At 38.0% G+C, this 18,433-nt stretch carries 16 protein-coding genes and 1 other RNA gene; 13 read left to right on the top strand and 4 right to left on the bottom strand.

Annotation, left to right across the window (positions count from 1 at the left end):
- Positions 1–85: 85 nt before the first annotated feature.
- From AC4BHA_RS02640 to AC4BHA_RS02630, 3 genes are all read left to right on the top strand, one after another.
- Positions 86–340 (top strand): hypothetical protein, encoded by a 255-nt coding sequence (locus AC4BHA_RS02640; protein ID WP_066107354.1) that lies wholly within the window; start codon positions 86–88, stop codon positions 338–340.
- Between the two features lie 70 nt (positions 341–410).
- Entirely contained in the window at positions 411–773 is a 363-nt protein-coding gene (locus AC4BHA_RS02635) for a YppE family protein (protein WP_066107351.1), read from the top strand.
- A 66-nt stretch (positions 774–839) separates the two neighbouring features.
- Complete coding sequence (locus AC4BHA_RS02630) at positions 840–1,493, top strand: YppG family protein (RefSeq protein ID WP_490558118.1); 654 nt, start codon at positions 840–842, stop codon at positions 1,491–1,493.
- 33 nt (positions 1,494–1,526) lie between these two features.
- Here the strand turns inward: AC4BHA_RS02630 and AC4BHA_RS02625 are convergent, their stop codons facing one another.
- Positions 1,527–1,967 carry an Hsp20/alpha crystallin family protein gene (locus tag AC4BHA_RS02625; RefSeq protein WP_066107346.1) on the bottom strand — a complete coding sequence of 147 codons (441 nt, stop codon included), beginning with the start codon at positions 1,965–1,967 and terminating at the stop codon, positions 1,527–1,529.
- A 333-nt stretch (positions 1,968–2,300) separates the two neighbouring features.
- Between AC4BHA_RS02625 and AC4BHA_RS02620 the strand changes: the two genes are divergently transcribed.
- The 7 genes from AC4BHA_RS02620 to rnpB all read left to right on the top strand — a co-directional run bounded on the left by AC4BHA_RS02620 (position 2,301) and on the right by rnpB (position 8,881).
- On the top strand, positions 2,301–3,083 hold the full coding sequence (locus AC4BHA_RS02620) for an alpha/beta fold hydrolase (RefSeq protein ID WP_066107345.1): 783 nt from the start codon (positions 2,301–2,303) through the stop codon (positions 3,081–3,083).
- A gap of 91 nt (positions 3,084–3,174) precedes the next feature.
- A complete protein-coding gene (locus AC4BHA_RS02615; RefSeq protein WP_490558117.1) occupies positions 3,175–5,469 on the top strand; it encodes a DEAD/DEAH box helicase in 2,295 nt (764 codons plus the stop codon).
- The gene (locus tag AC4BHA_RS02610; protein WP_490558116.1) at positions 5,459–6,760 is read left to right on the top strand and encodes a ribonuclease H-like domain-containing protein; all 1,302 of its coding nucleotides are present in this window, start codon (positions 5,459–5,461) and stop codon (positions 6,758–6,760) included. The genes AC4BHA_RS02615 and AC4BHA_RS02610 overlap by 11 nt, the downstream gene beginning before the upstream one ends.
- Positions 6,761–7,050: 290 nt before the next feature.
- On the top strand, positions 7,051–7,425 hold the full coding sequence (locus AC4BHA_RS02605) for a CotD family spore coat protein (protein ID WP_490558115.1): 375 nt from the start codon (positions 7,051–7,053) through the stop codon (positions 7,423–7,425).
- 68 nt (positions 7,426–7,493) lie between these two features.
- Positions 7,494–8,048 (top strand): SLOG family protein, encoded by a 555-nt coding sequence (locus tag AC4BHA_RS02600; RefSeq protein WP_148629859.1) that lies wholly within the window; start codon positions 7,494–7,496, stop codon positions 8,046–8,048.
- A 72-nt stretch (positions 8,049–8,120) separates the two neighbouring features.
- Complete coding sequence (gpsB, locus tag AC4BHA_RS02595; protein ID WP_139891762.1) at positions 8,121–8,429, top strand: cell division regulator GpsB; 309 nt, start codon at positions 8,121–8,123, stop codon at positions 8,427–8,429.
- A 68-nt stretch (positions 8,430–8,497) separates the two neighbouring features.
- Positions 8,498–8,881, top strand: an RNA gene (rnpB, locus tag AC4BHA_RS02590) — RNase P RNA component class B.
- 159 nt (positions 8,882–9,040) lie between these two features.
- Here the strand turns inward: rnpB and AC4BHA_RS02585 are convergent.
- Positions 9,041–10,285, bottom strand: a complete 1,245-nt coding sequence (locus AC4BHA_RS02585; RefSeq protein ID WP_490558114.1) for an MDR family MFS transporter — start codon at positions 10,283–10,285, stop codon at positions 9,041–9,043.
- Between the two features lie 103 nt (positions 10,286–10,388).
- Between AC4BHA_RS02585 and AC4BHA_RS02580 the strand changes: the two genes are divergently transcribed.
- From AC4BHA_RS02580 to AC4BHA_RS02570, 3 genes are all read left to right on the top strand, one after another.
- Positions 10,389–12,038, top strand: coding sequence for an ABC transporter substrate-binding protein (locus tag AC4BHA_RS02580; protein ID WP_490558113.1), 1,650 nt, complete (start codon positions 10,389–10,391; stop codon positions 12,036–12,038).
- Positions 12,039–12,158: 120 nt separating this feature from the next.
- Positions 12,159–13,298 (top strand): THUMP domain-containing class I SAM-dependent RNA methyltransferase, encoded by a 1,140-nt coding sequence (locus AC4BHA_RS02575; RefSeq protein ID WP_490558112.1) that lies wholly within the window; start codon positions 12,159–12,161, stop codon positions 13,296–13,298.
- A 956-nt stretch (positions 13,299–14,254) separates the two neighbouring features.
- The gene (locus AC4BHA_RS02570) at positions 14,255–15,763 is read left to right on the top strand and encodes a carboxypeptidase M32 (protein ID WP_490558111.1); all 1,509 of its coding nucleotides are present in this window, start codon (positions 14,255–14,257) and stop codon (positions 15,761–15,763) included.
- A gap of 527 nt (positions 15,764–16,290) precedes the next feature.
- Here the strand turns inward: AC4BHA_RS02570 and AC4BHA_RS02565 are convergent.
- Positions 16,291–17,946 carry a b(o/a)3-type cytochrome-c oxidase subunit 1 gene (locus AC4BHA_RS02565; RefSeq protein ID WP_139891766.1) on the bottom strand — a complete coding sequence of 552 codons (1,656 nt, stop codon included), beginning with the start codon at positions 17,944–17,946 and terminating at the stop codon, positions 16,291–16,293.
- Positions 17,946–18,422 carry a cytochrome c oxidase subunit II gene (locus AC4BHA_RS02560; RefSeq protein WP_066107315.1) on the bottom strand — a complete coding sequence of 159 codons (477 nt, stop codon included), beginning with the start codon at positions 18,420–18,422 and terminating at the stop codon, positions 17,946–17,948. The genes AC4BHA_RS02565 and AC4BHA_RS02560 overlap by 1 nt, the downstream gene beginning before the upstream one ends.
- Positions 18,423–18,433: the final 11 nt, after the last annotated feature.

Below are 18,433 nucleotides of genomic sequence, written 5' to 3'. Positions count from 1 at the left end.
CTCTTCTAGTTTTGTCGTCTATGAAGGGATTGAAATAGTTAAATCGAAACCTTAAGTGTATAAGAATGAGGAAAGGGTGAGGTGCATGAGTTCCAAAGAAAATATCATCACATTGCTAAGGGAATTGGAGCAGGAAATAATAGCCCTTGAGGAAGAAATAATTAGAAAAACAGATAATGAAGTAAATGATACAATAGCCGAGTTCACGTATACAATCAAAACTGAAGCCAGGAAGATTGATATGGATATGGCAGATATTCAAATTAAAATGAATAATTTTATTGATGATTACAAACATGATACACAACTGTCTATATTGAAATTGGCTCATTTAACGTAAAATACAAGATAGTATCATTTTTTCGGAAATTCTGTTTAGATTAGGTAAAAAGAACAAGGGTGTAATGTAAATGAAAGATAACTTTTATCAAAAGACAATCGATTTGATAGAAATCGTTAAAGATGCTGAAAAAATCTATAGAGAAGCACGCGAAACGGAAGAGCGTGCAGATTTCCACACTGTGATTAAGCCGTTTGCCGACCATACTAAGCAGCTGGCAGATGAATGGCTTATTGAGGCTGAGCAATGGGTAGCTGATAAAAGACCTAAATATCTATCCCTCATGCAGATTAAGAATACCCATAATAATGTTTTACAAGTTTCTGTCCATTGTTACTTTCCGGAGTCAAGCAAGTCGAGATTCATTAAACATTGCAATGCAGCTTTGTTTGTACTCGAACAGATTCGGATGGAAGAAGTGAACGGGGAGTAACGGTATAGCACCCAATCCCAGATGCTGCATACTGTATAAGTATATAGTTAGAGCGGAGGGAGAGTTATGCTTAAACCACTTCTTGAGAAGAAAGCTAGAAGGCGTAATGGTGATTTTAATCCTTATTATGGAATGCCGGCTGCATCCCGCTTGCCTCCATATGAATATCGAAACATCTATCCGGCTGGAACTGGGGCTCCTCAAGTTCAACCACAGGGTAGTTGGGGGCCGGAGAGCATTCAGCAACAACAATTGAATCCTTTTGAAGGAAACCTTGCTTACCAACCCTACTATCCTAACCAAATGTATCAACAGCCATCCTTTAATCCATACTATATGGAGCAATATCCAGGAAGTATGCCAATGTCAGGCGGTATGATGGAGGATCAACATTTTTACGGCTATCCGCAGCAGGAAATGCCGAATCAATACCCAAAAGAACCGGTGAATCCATTTCAAAACCCATTATACTCTAAGGATGAAGATTTTTATCCTTTACAGCAGATGAATACAGCTATTACTAATCCATATCCTAAACAAAGCTTTATGCAAAAAAATCAGGGCAGTAATTTTTCATCGGTTCTTAATCAATTTAAAACACAGGAAGGCAGTATCGATTTTAATAAAATGATTGATACTGCGGGAATGATGTTAAATTCAATGAATCAGGTATCCAATTTAGTAAAAGGTGTAGGTTCTATATTTAAAGTAACCACATAAAAAACTGCCGGTTATAGATCGGCAGTTTTTTATTTATCGGATAGATATGCGTTTCTTTTTTGATTTGGGGACTTTGACTGTTAATAAGCCATTTTCGTGGCTAGCCTCAATTTGTTCTTCGTCAATTGGGTAATGGAATGTAAAGCTTCTCGATTTCTTTTGTTTTTCTGTAGCATAGATTTGATCGCCTTTATTTACTTTTCGTACAGTTTCATATGATATTGTTAATTTACTACCCGATATATCAATTTCAATGTAATTTTTGTCGACACCTGCGATAGGAGCTTGAATAATATAATGGGTTTCTGTTTCTTCCCATTCAACGGGAAAGCTTGCAAACATTTTTTGGTTCTGGAAAAAATCATCCATAGACTGTAATAGTCCGCTCCTTGTGTTCTCGGTTAACAAATCATCCATTTGTGAAATGAAGTTACGGAGCGGTTCAAATGCACCATTCTTCTTGTTTTGAGCCATATATTCTCCTCCTCTGATGATTCTATCTTTAGCATATGCAGGCTATTCTTAATTGTTAAATAATTAGGGTGATAAAGGAGTACGATGTAAACGAAGATATCATAGTCATTTGGCTATATAATGGCGGTTTTGCTTTATATTTAAGCAATGTTATAACAGGAGGGATAATGGTAAAATGAATGGGTAAATATAGAGAAAGTTTTAGAAGTTGAGCTTGTCTCTTTTTAATATCGAATCATACATACATGTAAAAGACTCCACCCTGAACGTAGAAAATATGCGGGGACGGATCTTTAGATTTAATTATCATTAAATGAAAAGGTGTGGAAGTAAATGGAGAATAATCTTGTGAAATTAGCTTTTAAGGAAGAAGGCGCTGGAAAGCCTATTATCTTACTGCATGGTTTTTGCGGAAGCAAGGATTACTGGGAAAAAGTGATTCCTTATTTAAGGAAATTCTACCGAGTAATTGCTGTTGATGTAAGAGGTCATGGCGAAACAGATACTACAAAGATTGGATACGATATTCATGATATGGCAGAGGATTTGTATAATTTCTTTATTGAACATGATTTAAAGGATGCTTATCTATTTGGTCATTCAATGGGAGGATATATTACCCTTGACTTTGTGGATCACCATCCCGATCTTATCAGCGGATATGGACTCATTCATTCCACTGCATTACCAGATTCCCCTGAAGCAAAGAAAAAACGGTCAGCAGGTGTCTCTACAGTAGAAGAACAGGGAGTTTCCTTTTTCGTTAAGGATCTGATCCCTAAATTGCTGTCAAAAGAAACAAGGGAAAACGAACAAGAGATGCTGAAAACTTTGTATGATATTGGCGTTGAAACGAGACCAACAGGCATCATCGGTGCTTTAAAGGCTATGAAAAATCGTGAAGATAAGAATTATGTGCTGCAAAGGAACGATATCCCAGCTCTTCTCGTAGCCGGTGCAAGAGATGAGGTTGTACCGATAGAGAAAGTATTTACTGTGAGCGGAGAGCATATTACACAAATAGTTATTGATAAAGCCGGGCACATGGGAATATTTGAGACCCCGGAGCAAGTATCCACGGCTATTACCTCATTCATAGAAAAAGTGAATCAATAATTGGAAGGTCGTATCTTGAAAAAGATGCGACTTTTTCCTTTTCAAGGGAACGTTCATTCGGTACAATGATGACAGAAATGAGGTGTGCATCATGTTTGGGAAGAAAAATTTAGTGGAGTTCATAGATGATTTTTCACAGGATGAACAATACAAAGACAATATTGCTTTTTGGCATACCATCGATGAAAAAAAAGCTACGTATTCACCCTTTCCAACTGAATTAAATGAAAAGTTAAAGTCTGCCCTTGAAAAAAGAGGGGTTGAAGCTCTATACAGCCACCAGGCCGAAGCTTATAAATATATAAGAAATAATAAGAATATTGTGGCGGTCACTCCTACAGCTTCAGGGAAAACATTGTGTTATAACTTACCGATTCTCCAATCGATTCTTGAGAATGCAGATACAAGAGCTCTTTATTTATTTCCCACAAAAGCATTGAGCTATGATCAAAAATCTGAATTAGAGGAACTGATTGATGCTGCAGATGCAGATATTAACAGCTATACGTATGATGGTGATACACCGACTAGTATCAGGCAAAAAATCCGCAAAGCAGGCCATATCGTAATGACAAATCCGGACATGTTACATTCCGGAATATTACCCCATCATACGAAATGGGTCAGTTTATTTGAAAATCTGAAGTATATTGTTATTGACGAGCTTCATACGTACAAGGGAGTATTTGGAAGTCATACGGCTAATGTGATCAGAAGGTTAAAGCGAATTTGCCGTTTTTACGGAAGTGATCCGATTTTTATTTGTACGTCTGCAACGATTGCCAATCCGAAGGAACTTGCAGAACAATTAACGGAATCTAAAATGATCTTAATTGAGCGGAATGGTGCACCAGCAGGCAAAAAGCATTTTGTGTTTTATAATCCGCCAATCGTCAATAAACCTTTAAATATCCGCAGAAGCTCCATATTAGAGGTCAGAAAGATAGCTAGCACTCTTTTAAGGAATAAAATCCAAACAATTGTTTTTGCGCGCAGCCGTGTCCGTGTTGAAATATTGGTTACGTACTTACAGGAATTAATTTCGAAACAATTGGGACCGAAGGCGATTACGGGTTATCGCGGGGGATATTTGCCGACACAAAGGAGGCAAATTGAAAAGGGATTGCGAGATGGATCAATCTATGGGGTTGTCAGCACGAATGCACTTGAACTGGGCGTGGATATAGGACAGCTCCAGGCATGCATTATGACGGGGTACCCAGGCTCGATAGCCAGTGCCTGGCAGCAAGCAGGCAGGGCAGGAAGGCGTCACGGCGAGGCGTTGATTATCATGGTTGCGAGCTCCAGTCCATTAGATCAATTTGTCATCCAACATCCTGATTACTTCTTTAATAAAAGTCCGGAAACAGCGAGAATTAATCCTGATAATCTGGTAATCCTTGTTGATCATCTAAAATGTGCAGCTTTTGAAATCCCGTTTAAAGAAGGGGAGGAATTTGGCGCTGCAGAGGTTACAGAAATTCTGGAATATTTGGCAGAGGAGCATGTATTGCACAAAAATAAAGATACATGGCATTGGATGAATGATGCTTTCCCAGCACATGAAATCAGTCTTAGATCTGCTTCGCAGGAGAATGTGGTCATTATAGACCGAACTAATCCAAAAGTGCAGGTTATCGGAGAAACGGACCGATTCTCAGCTATGACTCTTCTACATGATGAAGCCATTTACTTACATCAAGGAATCCAATATCAGGTAGAGTATTTGGATTGGGAAGAAAAGAAGGCATATGTACGCGAGGTCAATGTGGATTACTATACGGATGCAAATCTTGCAGTTCAGGTAGATGTGCTGGAAATTGACCGAACAAACGTTAATCCGAAAAGTGAAACTACATTTGGAGATGTTTCTGTTCGAGCTATGGCAACCATCTTCAAGAAAATCAGATTTGACTCACATGAAAATATTGGTTCGGGACCAATCCATTTACCAGAAGAAGAAATTCATACGAATGCATGTATGCTCTCTCTAAAGGAAGGGAGTGTCGATTGGAAGGAAGAGCGGCTCGAGGAAGGGCTAATGGGTGCTGCTCACGCTCTGCGAGGCATCATTCCAGTCTATGTGCTGTGTGATCCGGGGGATATTCATGTTTACCCTCAAGTAAAGGCAACACATAACGAGCTTCCGACTATTTTTATTTACGATCATTATCCGGGAGGAATTGGTTTAAGCAAGCATATGTACGAAAACAGTGAACAAATTATTCAGGAGACGATTCAGGCAATTAGAGTCTGTCCATGTGAAAATGGCTGCCCATCCTGTGTCGGAATGGAAGGCACTGGCTCGTCTTTAAAGGAGGATTCCATTAAAGTGTTATCCATTCTTGGAAACCGAATGGCCGGTGACAAATTACATGTCCATTAAAAATAAACTAAACCGGATGAAAAAGCATTTGAATACAAATGTTGGCGAAGGCTCAAAAAAACGTATGGAAGTATGCTCTGAACCTGAACCCGATACACCTATTAAAAATGTTGACATCCCTTTCTTTGAGCAATGGAGCGAATTCGGGGCCTTTCCTGTTATTTACGAGAATGAATATTGCCTAATCAGGGAGGTCAGCTATCCACTTAATTATCAGCATGGAAAGTATACATTTGATATGCTTGCACAAATTGTGAAGATTTGGAATGAGAGCGACCTAAAGCACCCTCTTTCCGCCAAAGGATTTGAAGCAAATCAAATGTTTTTCTTCGATACAGAAACAACCGGTTTGGGTGGTGGTGCAGGAACTTCCATCTTTTTGCTTGGATATGCTTTTTTGGAAGATGAACATATCAAGGTCAGACAACATTTTCTACCTAGACCGGGCTTTGAAATTCCGTTTTATAAGACCTTTTTAGAAAAAGTGAATTATGAGACGTTGGTCACCTATAATGGAAAGGCATTTGACTGGCCGCAAGTAGTTACGCAGCATACTCTTTTGCGTCAGCACTTGCCGAAATTACCTAATTTCGGTCATTTCGATTTATATCATGCTTCTAGAAGACTGTGGAAAAACAAATTGGATCGCGTAAAGCTATCAGTTGTTGAAAAAGAGGTACTTGGTTTCGAGAGGAAGGATGATGTGCCGGGATACCTTGCCCCTATCATTTATTTTGATTATATTGATAGGAAGAATCCGGAAGCTATTTTTAAAATTATGAAACATAATGAATGGGACGTTTTATCTTTAATCACCTTATACATTCATCAATCCGCCCTATTATTAAATGATGATGCATTGGAGCATGAGGATTCATTTGAACTGGCTAGGTGGTTTTCTTATTTAAAGGATCGAGAGCGTGCTATTGGTTCCTTTGAAAAAGGAATTTCTGAATCCAAGCATGATGAAGAACGATTGAATGTACTATTTCATTTGGCAAACGAACATAAAAAGAATAAAAATGATGAAGCAGCAGTAAAGCTTTGGGAAGAGGCGTGCGATGCACAGACACCAGTAATTGTTTGCTGTTCCCTGATTGAGCTTGCAAAATATTTTGAGCATAAGAAAAAGGATTATGCTAAAGCTCTGGAGTATACAAATAAAGCTTTGGTGAAAATAAGGGAATATTCCTTTCATAAGCATGGTATTCATGAAAAATCAACTCTTCACCGCATTTGTCGACTGGAGCGTAAATTAGATAAAGAAGAAATTGGAATAAAAGAAAACTAAATAATGGTTGTTATGTTTGTCCATCCCATGTAAATTAATGTTATACACCTTTGATAATTTGCAGAAGGAAGTGAACATAAATCGGATGTATAAGGTTGTCTTTTATTTATTCTTTGTTGTTATTGGATTATCGATGGTAATTTTTAATTCTATTTAATTATAATGTAGCAGTTCTGATGCTGAAACATTTTTTTATAAACGGAAAATAGGTAATTGCCTTAGTACAGTCTTATCCATCTTTTCATAGTCTATTTATGTAAGCTATATAGATAATGAAAGGAGAGACGCGTATGTTCGGTCGTCGTCATCAACATCATTGTGGTCCTATTCAAGTACCAGGGTGTAACAAAGTGCAGGTGTGCCCACCGGTTTGCCACCAGCCGATTCAATTTGTTAAGGAAAATTGCTATACACATATAGTTCCGCATGTGCATCCTGTTCAAACTCTTGAAGTAAATAAGCATGTGTATCAACATCAACATCATTTCCCACATTCTTTCCAAAGTGCCAATAGTGTTCATAATCAATCTAATCAATTTGGTACACCAACTCTACCGCGACCTGGTTGCTCAGGAAGTGGTAGCGGACTAGGAAGTGGATTTGGAAGTGGAAGTGGAAGTGGAAGTGGATTTGGAAGTGGCAGTGGCAGTGGATTTTGCTGCTAAAAGTAAGAGGCGTAAAGCCTCTTCTTTTTATGATTTAATGTATAATGTATAAATGGATGTGAACTTATATGGGAAAAGTCGTATTTGTAACAGGATATAAGGCCCATGAGCTTGGTATTTTTGATCAAAATCACGAGGGTATCAAATACATAAAAAAAGCACTCCTGAGTCGCTTGTTAACTCTTCTCGAGGAAGGTATGGAATGGGTAATCATTACAGGGCAACCCGGAGTAGAACTATGGGCTGCACAGGTGATTTTTGACTTGCAGGAAGAGTATCCAGATCTTAAGCTAGGTGTTTTACTGCCCTATTTAAATCAGGAAGATAATTGGAAAGAACCGGTTAAAGAGCTGTATGAAGAGGTACTCCTTCAGGCAGACTATGTTGAGGCTATTTCAAAGAAACCGTATGAAGGACCGTGGCAGTTAAAGCTAAAGAACCAATTTATTGTCGATAAAAGCGATGAAATGTTAATATTGTACGATGATGAAAAGGACGGAAGCCCTAAATATAGCTGGTTTGAAGGTAAAAAGAAACAAAATAAACAGGATTATCCTATTAATCAAATAACATTTTGGGACCTGCAAAGTTTAATTGATGAGGCACAATGGGAAGATTATTAAGAGGAAATTGACAAACAGCACTTTTTTTGAAAAAATATTATATATTAGTCGTATGAATTTGAGGTGAATAAAATGCTCTCAGATAAAACAAAGTTGACCGCAAAGGATATCTTAGAGAAAGAATTTAAAACGGGTGTCAGAGGATACAAACAAGAAGATGTTGATCAATTTCTGGATCTAGTTATAAAGGATTATGAGGTTTTTCATCAGGAAATTGAAACACTTCAGCAAGAGAATATGAAGCTGAAAAAACAATTGGAAGAACAGCCGAAAAGAACTGTACAACCAGTTCAGCAAGCAACAGGTACCACCAATTTCGATATTTTAAAACGCTTATCCAACTTAGAAAAGCATGTGTTTGGAAGTAAGCTTTACGAATAAAATATCTTCCAAATGATAACAGTTGTTTTATAGTTGAAATGAGGGTATAATGAATTTTGCATGTGATAACGTCTGGGTAATCGCTGCAATGCAAATTGTAGAGGAAAGTCCATGCTCGCACAGGCTGAGATGCCTGTAGTGTTCGTGCCTAGCCCAATAAGCTAGGGCAGTCTGTTTCAGGCTGACGGCTGGGAAAGTGCCTAAGTTCTTTTAGAATATGGCACCGGTACCTATAAAAGTGCCACAGTGACGGAGCCTTTTTGGAAACAAAAAGGGTGGAACGAGGTAAACCCCGCGAGCGAGAAACCCAAATTTGGTAGGGGCGCCTTTCCCAAGGAAATGAACGAGGGGAAAGGGCAGACTCGTAGGAGTCTGAAGATAGATGATTACCACCGGAGTACGAGACATTCCAGTCGATTGCAGTACGAAGGAACAGAACATGGCTTACAGGACGTTATCTTGGAAATGTATTATTACCCAAATAAAAGACTTCCGTTAAGGGAAGAATGGAAGGCTGTCGATCTAATCGGCAGCCTTTTTTAATGTGCTGACTATATGACAATCGTTTAATGCTTGTACCAAGTGATGTAAAAACTAAAACCAGACGATTGCTATGTACTGGTCTGGATGTTTCTTTGATATTTTTCTTTATAAAAAAGGCTGAAATATACAAGAGAAGTTCCGACTGCAACAACCAGGCCGATATAAACGGACATCATCATCGGAGCGGCAAAAGCTCCTATTATGATGGTTGATCTTGCAAGTAAGTCGGCGCCATTATAGGAAACGTTACTGAAAGCAGAATAGGAACCTCTTTTATCCTCAGGAATCATATTTGCCTGTTCAGTATTATAAACAGGTGAATAAATCAATTCGCCAATCGTCGCAATAAACCCAAATAATAAAAGCATATACCAGCTATTGGCTGAGGTAACAAATGTATAACCTACACCATAAATAAGCAGGCCAATGATTAACACACGTTTATTTGAAAAACGATTCGTTATATTAGAAACAATAAATGTTAAAAGAACGACTAATAACATATTTTCTATATTCATCAAGCTTAACATTTGGACACCTCCAATTTGGTATCCGAATACAGTAATGACTTCAAAGGATTCTGATAGTCGAACCCCAATATAACTATTTAGTGAGAATTCAGCGGAAAGGATAAACATGAATCCAAGTACGAGTTTTACAAAGCGAGTATCCTTAAGGGCAATTTTATAGTTATGAAGTAAATCAATCAGAAAGTTTTTATGTGATTGCTCTAACTGACGGACCGTACCTTCGATTAGCCAAATTTTATAAGCGATGGCAATGAAGGTGGATGTACACGTTAAGATGATAAATAATTCCAGTTGATGATTACTGTATAAAAGTCCTCCCATTGCTGCCCCAATGGCCATGGATAAATTAACGAGCCAATAATCTAGAGCGTAAACAGATTTTCTTGTCTCTTTTGTAGTAGAATCCATAATAATTGCACTCATGCTAGGTCTTCCAAGACTGCTTGAAATCATATATCCTACATAGCAAATTGCAAATAGCCAAATCCAGTCATTATCTGGGATTAAAGTCAGAGTCATGATCAAAAACATGCAGGCACTTGTAGAGGAAGTTATTAATAAAAGTTTCTTCCTTTTGAAACGGTCAGATAGATACCCTCCCAGCAGGTTAGCAACGAAAGTAATAAGGACAGTAAAAATCAAGAAAACACCTGCCCAAATTTTGTTCAATTCATGGGCAAAGTACAAAGCCATAAATGGCATCACAGAGCTCGATGCCATTCTGTTAAAAAAGGATGTGCCTAACCGTACTTTAATATTTTGTGGTAAATTCTTCAATTCCATATTGTTTCACCCCCTTTGTATCGATTATATTAAACTAGACTGATACTTCTGAAAATAGACAATTAATTGATAAATGTCTACTTTTATGGGAAAGGGGTAGAGGATGGAACCTAAATTACTGACTCTTTGGCAGCATATTCAAACGGGATATGTAAGACAGGCAGAGATAGCGGATTTACTCGAACTTAGTCCAAAGCAAACCTCCAGATATATGCAAAGATGGCATGAGGAGGGCTGGTTTAGATTGCAGCCAGGAAAAGGGCGGGGACATTCAACTAAGATCGAGTGGCTCAAAAATGTGGAAGCCATATTTGAAAAAGAAATGGAATATATGATTAATCATGATTCAATTGAAAAAAGCGCAAAATGGCTAACCCTTCATTGGTCCACTGAATGCAAGCTTCGTCTGATGAGACTCTTTCAAACAAAGCTTGGGTTTAATGACGAGGGAAAGGATAAACTTATCATTCCTAGAAAGGACCCATTTTTGTCCTTTCATCCTCTTGAAGCTCTTGATACACATAGCGCTAACTTAGTTTCCAATATTTATAATCGCCTGATTCACCTGAATGAAGACAATGAAATATTGCCGGAGCTTGCCCATAGCTGGGAAAGCTCGAATTGCCTGTTAAGAATGTACATAAGAAAGGGAGTTAAATTCCATGATGGTTCCTATCTTACAGCAGATGATGTTGTAAGATGCTTGGAATCTTTGCGTGATCATCCAAACCACAGCGATATATGGTTTATTGTCCAAAGAATTTATTCCCCCGCACAGTATGTGGTAGAAATTAATTTGAAACAAGAGTGCAGCTATATATTGCATCTCTTAAGCACCCTAAGCTCAAGTATATATAAAGTAAACAATGGAAAATTAATTGGAACGGGCAGCTTTTATTTAGAAAAAAATGATGAAACAAAAACCATTCTTCGTGCGTTTGAAGACTATTACAAGGAAAGAGCTCTGCTCGATTGTATAGAATTTGTTCAGGTGCCGAGGGGGTTTGAGACTATTTATCGATCCTCAGTAAAAGAGGATGATATTGAAACCTATAAGGTTGAGAGTGAATCAGGTTTTGGTCTTGTGATTATGAATGCGTACCGCAATTCCGATATAAAGAAGCATGAACTAAGAGCATATATCCAATATGTTATCAGTGAACGGCGAAACGAAATTAACCAATTGGATCCAAAAATCATACCGAATCAAAGTGGGATTTTGCGTTCCCCATCTAATCCATACATTGTGGATAAAGCTCCATTCATCGAAGTATCCAAACCACTTATTCTGCAGACTACTCCATATACAGAAAAGCTTATTATTTGGTTAAAGGGGATTTTGGAAGCCGCTGGTCTTCCTGTTGAATTAAAAGAGATCACGTTTGAAGAAAGTCTGCAAAATGGATATACAGATCATGAAACAGATTTGTTTATCCATGGAGAAGTATTTGAAATGAATCAAAGCTTATCTTTATTTCATTTTTTATTGTTGAGTTCCTCTCCGCTTGCTAAAAGCTTAGGGGGTAAGCGAGAACGATTTGAGATATTAAACCAGTATGCTAAGACTCCTTTTGAAAAGTGGAGTGAGCTTCATGCACAAATGGAACGAAGATTAATGAAATCTGCTGTGATCGTTCCGTTATACTATTCTAAACGAAGTGTACTGTTTTCAGATGATATTAGGAATATTAGCATAAAGAATTTTGGCTATGCAGATTTTTCGAAGCTTTGGATGAAACCAACCACGATTTAATGCGGTAATATAGATGAGAATTGCTGATTTGGTTTGCATTCAAAATGTATGAGTTGTATGATAAAAGACGCGAACGACTTCATTTAATGGAAAAGTAATATGAGTAGATAGGGTGAAACAATGAAGATTACATTAATAGCTACAGCAGCAATGGGCCTTGAGGCAATTGTCGCACAGGAAGTACGTGACCTTGGGTATGAATGTACAGTCGAGAATGGACGAGTACTGTTTCAGGGAGACGAGCTTGCCATTGCCAGAGCCAATATGTGGCTTAGAACAGCAGACCGGGTAAAAATTCTTGTAGGGGAATTTAAGGCCTATACATTTGATGAACTATTTGAAGGTACAAAAAAACTTCCTTGGGAGAATTATTTGGATGTTACGGCTGAATTTCCTGTATCAGGTAAATCGGTCAAATCTAAATTATTCAGTGTTCCAGATTGCCAGGCGATTGCGAAGAAGGCCATAGTGGACCGCCTGAAAAAAGCGTATAAAAAAGATGGATGGTTAGATGAAAATGGACCATTGTATCGTGTAGAAGTATCGCTTTTAAAAGATAAAGCCACATTAACGATTGATACAACCGGCCCTCAGGCCCTTCATAAACGTGGATACAGAACAGGGCAGGGTGAAGCACCATTAAAAGAAACCCTTGCGGCAGCATTAGTGAAGCTGACGAATTGGACTCCGGACCGTCCATTTGTTGATCCATTCTGCGGATCGGGTACGATTGCGATAGAAGCCGCGTTAATCGGCCAAAATATTGCACCAGGATTTAATCGTGATTTTATTTCTGAGGACTGGCCTATTATTGATTCATCGATTTGGGATAAAGTCAGAGAGGAAGCAGAAGAACTGGCCAATTATGATCAGGAATTAGACATTTCAGGGTTTGATATTGACCATAAAATGATTGAAATCGCAAAAGAAAATGCTATGGAAGCAGGACTTGGGGATTTAATTAACTTTAAACAAATGCAGGTCCGTGATTTTACAACGACCAAGGAATATGGCGTAATTGTAGGAAATCCTCCATATGGTGAACGTCTCAGCGACCGTCCATCCGTTGAAAAAATGTATAAAGAGATGGGTGAAGCACTCCGTCCATTTGATACTTGGTCTGTTTATATGCTGACTTCTGATGAAAACTTTGAGCAGTTTTACGGCAAACCGGCCACTAAAAAACGAAAGCTGTTTAATGGTTTCATCCGTACGGATTATTATCAGTACTGGGGAAAGAGACCGCCAAGAAAAGGTTAATATGAAGTCATTTCCAGAGGATAATTGATAACTGTATTTACGGGATTTTTCACTGGTATATATACTGACCAATGGATGACAAATAATATAAATAACCTGATTTTATGCTTTACCACATTATAGATTGACGATTCTTATAGAGTCGTCTTTTTTTGTCTTTCTCCATCTTTTTTGTGATGGAGCTGATTATTTTATGTAGTCAAAAATATAATTGGTACATGCCTATTTGGTCTATTTTGCGGCGTGTTGCTATACAAATAAATCATAGTCACTACTTCTCTTCTATTTGAAAGGAGTTGATTCTAATGCTTTGGACGATCGCTGTAGTATTAATCATCATTGCTTGTTTGATTTACATTTTTTAGTCTCATTTACCTGTTGGAAAAAGTTCAAATAGGGGGACTGCTATTTCTCGCCTGCTAAACAAAGCCTTAGAGACGCAATTAGTGACTTCATACAATAAAGGGGTCAAAGGAAATAAGCTGGTTTTGAGGGCAGACACATGCACCCTCAAAGGGGTTTATTTTATGTATACTTATACGCTATAGCTTTATCCGTCCCAATTAATTGTTTTTATTGTCTTTATATGCGAAAAAGTAATCAAGTACAAATATTTGAAATAGTACTCGAAAATGATCATGAAATTCATGTATTACAAAACTGTCTAGAAAAAGCGATAGATAATCAATGATTTTATTTGTACAGATTTATTTTCACTATTGTGGTAAGATGCGCCAAAAAAACACAAAAGGATCTCGTAAGACAATCAGCAATAAAAGTAAACGCTAACCCCAAGGGTTGGCATTTTTTATTTAGTTTGAAATGGTGGAATACTAGGTAATTAGACTTTTTCGGGCCTGTTAGGAAAAGTACTCATATTCGTATATAAAACTATCTACCTAGTATACTTAATATGGTAAAATATTCAGTATACTTTAAGGAGAAGGGGGATCTATATGACAAACCTATTAGAAAAAGAGTTTTTAGACTATATACATACCATGGATGCATTCAGAGAAGCGTCTGCACTGATTGGATGGGACATGCGCACCGGGGCTCCAAAGAAAACGATAGATAAGAGAAGTCAAGTGCTATCCATCTTATCGAAAGAACATTTCGAAATGGCAACCGGAACTAAAATGGAACGATACATAGAAGAGTTATCAAAGCCTGAACTGAAGGAGCAGTTGGATTCAAATACAATTGCCATTGTTGAGGAATGTAAGAAAGAATACGAGAAGATGAGTAAAATTCCGGCAAATGAGTATAAGGAATATGTTGAACTACAGTCCAAGGCTGAAAGTATATGGGAAACGGCAAAAGAAACATCTGATTTTGCTTTGTTTATGCCATATTTGGAACAACTAATTGAGGTGAATAAGAAATTTTTATCCTATTGGGGAAAAGCTGATCATCCTTATGATGGATTACTCGATTTGTATGAACCGGGTATGACAGTTGAGATATTGGATGATGTATTTGCCAGGCTAAGAGAAGAAATTGTACCGCTTGTGAAAAAGATTGGTGAATCGAATAAGAATCTAGAAACGAACTTTATATATAAGTCATTTAGTGAAGAAGCACAGAAAAAATTATGTATGGAATTGATTCAGGAATTAGGTTATGACCTGGAAGCGGGACGTCTGGATAATACAGTCCATCCGTTTGCTACAGCTTTAAACGCCAATGATGTGAGGATTACAACGAAATATGTTGAGGAAGATTTCCGTGTTGCTCTATTTGGTACCATACACGAATGCGGACATGCCGTATATGAACAAAATATTAATAAAGAATTAGAAGGAACACCTTTATGTACCGGTACATCAATGGGTATCCATGAATCTCAGTCCTTATTCTTTGAAAACTTTATCAGCCGTAATCTTAGCTACTGGAAACATAATTTTGATAAATTAAAAGCTGTCTCGCCTGAACAATTTGATAATATTGACCTCGATACGTTCTATAAGGCTATTAATGAATCAAAGCCTTCCTTAATTCGGATTGAGGCTGACGAACTCACGTATCCTTTGCATATTATGATTCGGTATGAATTAGAAAAGGGATTGTTTAATGGAGATCTAAAAGTAGCTGATTTGCCGAAGCATTGGAATGATAAGTATGAAGAGTACTTGGGAATCCGGCCTGAAAATGATGGTGAAGGAGTTTTACAGGATGTCCATTGGGCAGGTGGCATGTTTGGGTATTTCCCATCCTATGCACTCGGATATATGTATGCAGCTCAATTCAAAGCTGCAATGCTGAAGGACATTCCGAACTTCGATGGAATCATTGAAAACGGAGACTATGGCAAAATTACTGGATGGTTAACGGAGCATGTCCATCAGTATGGAAAGTTGAAATTGCCTTTAGAGATTATAAAGGATGCTACGGGAGAAGGATTAAATCCACAGTATTTGATAACGTATTTAAAAGAAAAATATACTGCACTGTATGATTTATAAACAATAAAAAGGTGTCCGTTAAGTAGAAGTTTAGATGCTTGACGGCGCCTTTATTTATTGCTGAGGAAAGGTTTTGGCTTGTTCACTTGCTGTGGAGAATGGATGACAGGGGAAGAAAGAGGCTGATTATGACGGTTGGAACGGATAAATTAGTTTAGCTCAATCCTTAAATAAATCGCTCAAAGGCTATTTTTAAAGCTCAATTAGGCTCAAAACTGCTCAATTATTTTCCCGTTCGCGCAATTAATTCTGATGATGCTCATATAATTAAGAATTCGCTCATTTAAGTTGAAAATCGCACATATATGATGGAATTCGCTCATATACTTCATTTTTCGCTCAATAATGGTTAGCTAATCAGGTTTCTCTTAGATTAGGTAGAATAATTGATACTTTAAAGCGTACACCAATATATGAAAATACAATTTTATAAACAAATAAACTCTCAATTATCAAAATAATTAAAATAACAGATGCAGAAGACATATATGTCATCCGCATCTGCTATAGTTTTTGTCATAGCACCTTTACCAGAGCTTATATCCTTTTGACCCAGGCGGGGCATTTTGGATCATGTCTACAAACGGCAGGGTATAGGCGAGAATGATTAAAACTGCTGTAATGCCAATCCATAGCTTCCAATTTTCAAGGATGAAAGGTGTTTTCTCAGCTTTTTCTGATACTTCACCAATCGGAAACTCTTCATCACCTTTAGGGGCAAAGAAAGCTAGATTAACGAAGATAACCAAAATCAAAATGATACCAATGAAGAGGATGGAACCTCCCACGGCCTGAGCGATTTGATATGGAATCCATTCAGCTGCCTGAGCGGAACCGCCATATGTGGAGTAGGAAGATCTTCTTGGTGCACCCAGCAGACCTGCAAAATGCATGGCGCCTGACATAAAGGTCATCCCAACTGCCCATGTCATCGCCTGGATGATGGCTAATTTATTCATCTTTTTAGTAAGCTTACGGCCAGTTAAATGTGGAACCAACCAATACATGGCACCAAAGTAAGTCAAGACAACAGAGGTAGCAAGTGTTAAATGGAAATGTCCTGTTACCCAAATCGTATTATGTACAACCTGGTTCAATTGGTTGGAAGCATTGACAATTCCACCTGCTCCAGCAGGGATAAAAGCAACCATTCCGATAAAAGGAACCGTAAAGCGCGCATCACCCCAAGGAAGGGCTTTAAACCAACCAAAGATTCCTTTATAGCCTTTTGCACGCCCTGCACTTTCAAAAGTGGCGAACATAGAGAAAGCTGTCATTAAGGATGGAATGATGACCAGGAATGTTAAAATAACCTGTAAAAATTTCCATGCAGGATCAATCCCAGGCTCCGTTAATTGATGGTGGAAGCCAACAGGTACAGAAAACAGTAAGAATAAAATAAACGATAATCTTGCTAATGAATCAGAGAATATTTTTCCGCCAATTACTTTTGGAATGACGACATACCAAACCATATAAGCCGGCAATAACCAGAAATATACGAGCGGATGTCCAAAATACCAGAATAACGTACGGCTAATAAGAACATTAATAGAATCAACCCATCCAAGTGACCATGGAATAATCTGTACCAAAACAGTAGCCGCCACACCTAAAGTAGCTGTAAACCATAATACATTATTGATAATGACCATGAAGGATAATAATGGGCCGACTTTACCCTTATTTTGTTTTCTCCAGTTAATATAAGCTGCAACCATAGCTCCGCCATCCAGCCAGCTTCCCACTACAACAAATACCAGCCCGAAATAGAATATTGGATGAGCCTGTAATGGCGCATAAAATGTATAGAGGACGGATGCTTCATTAAGCAGAATCATTGTAGCTGACATAGCTGTACCGATGGTCATCATCCAGAAACCAATCCAACCAACCGTTCTTGCCTTTTTAGATAGTGTTCCGCTTGTTTTGCTGATTGCTGCAAATTGAAAGCCCATTATAAAAAATGTAGTCAGTATAAGTCCAAGTAAAACACCGTGAACAGTAAGAACTTGATAATATGTAATTCCGGCAGGCAGTGTGTATTTTCCTGATCGTACAAGAACCTGTAAAAGGCCAGCGAATCCTCCAAGAGCCAGTGCGATAAATGCCACATAGAAGTGGGCCATAGCGAGCTTACCATCAGCTCTGTTTACTTTAAGATCAGTTTGATTCCTATTCATTAGTCAACCACCTCGATTTTAGACGTCATCATGGTATGGCCCGTACCACAATATTCATTACATAAAATTAAATATTCACCGGTTTTATCGAATGTCTTTGTATATTCATTCACATAGCCAGGCTCAATCATCATATTGACATTCGTTCCTGCCACTTCAAATCCATGAACAACATCCGTTGAGGTAGCCATGAATTTTACAGTTGCACCTTTAGGAATTTGAACTTCACCTGGGTCAAATTTAAACGCGGAAACAACGAATACTAATTCGTAATCCCATTCTTTCCCTTCAACTTTATGTAAACCCGGTTTATCAAAAGGTTTAGTTTCTGTTACTTTTTCCGGATCGATCGTCACCAGACAGCTTGCCGGTTGGTTTCCATCATAAAATGCACTGACCCCTAATACAGTTAAAAATACAAAAAGTGCTGTTACCCCTAATATAAGCCATATCTTTTCAAATTTATGGATATGCATGACCGATAATC

Source organism: Pradoshia sp. Z3_51 (assembly GCF_058215915.1).
The sequence above is the reverse complement of the archived record's forward strand: the minus strand, read 5'-3'. Positions and strand labels throughout refer to the sequence as shown.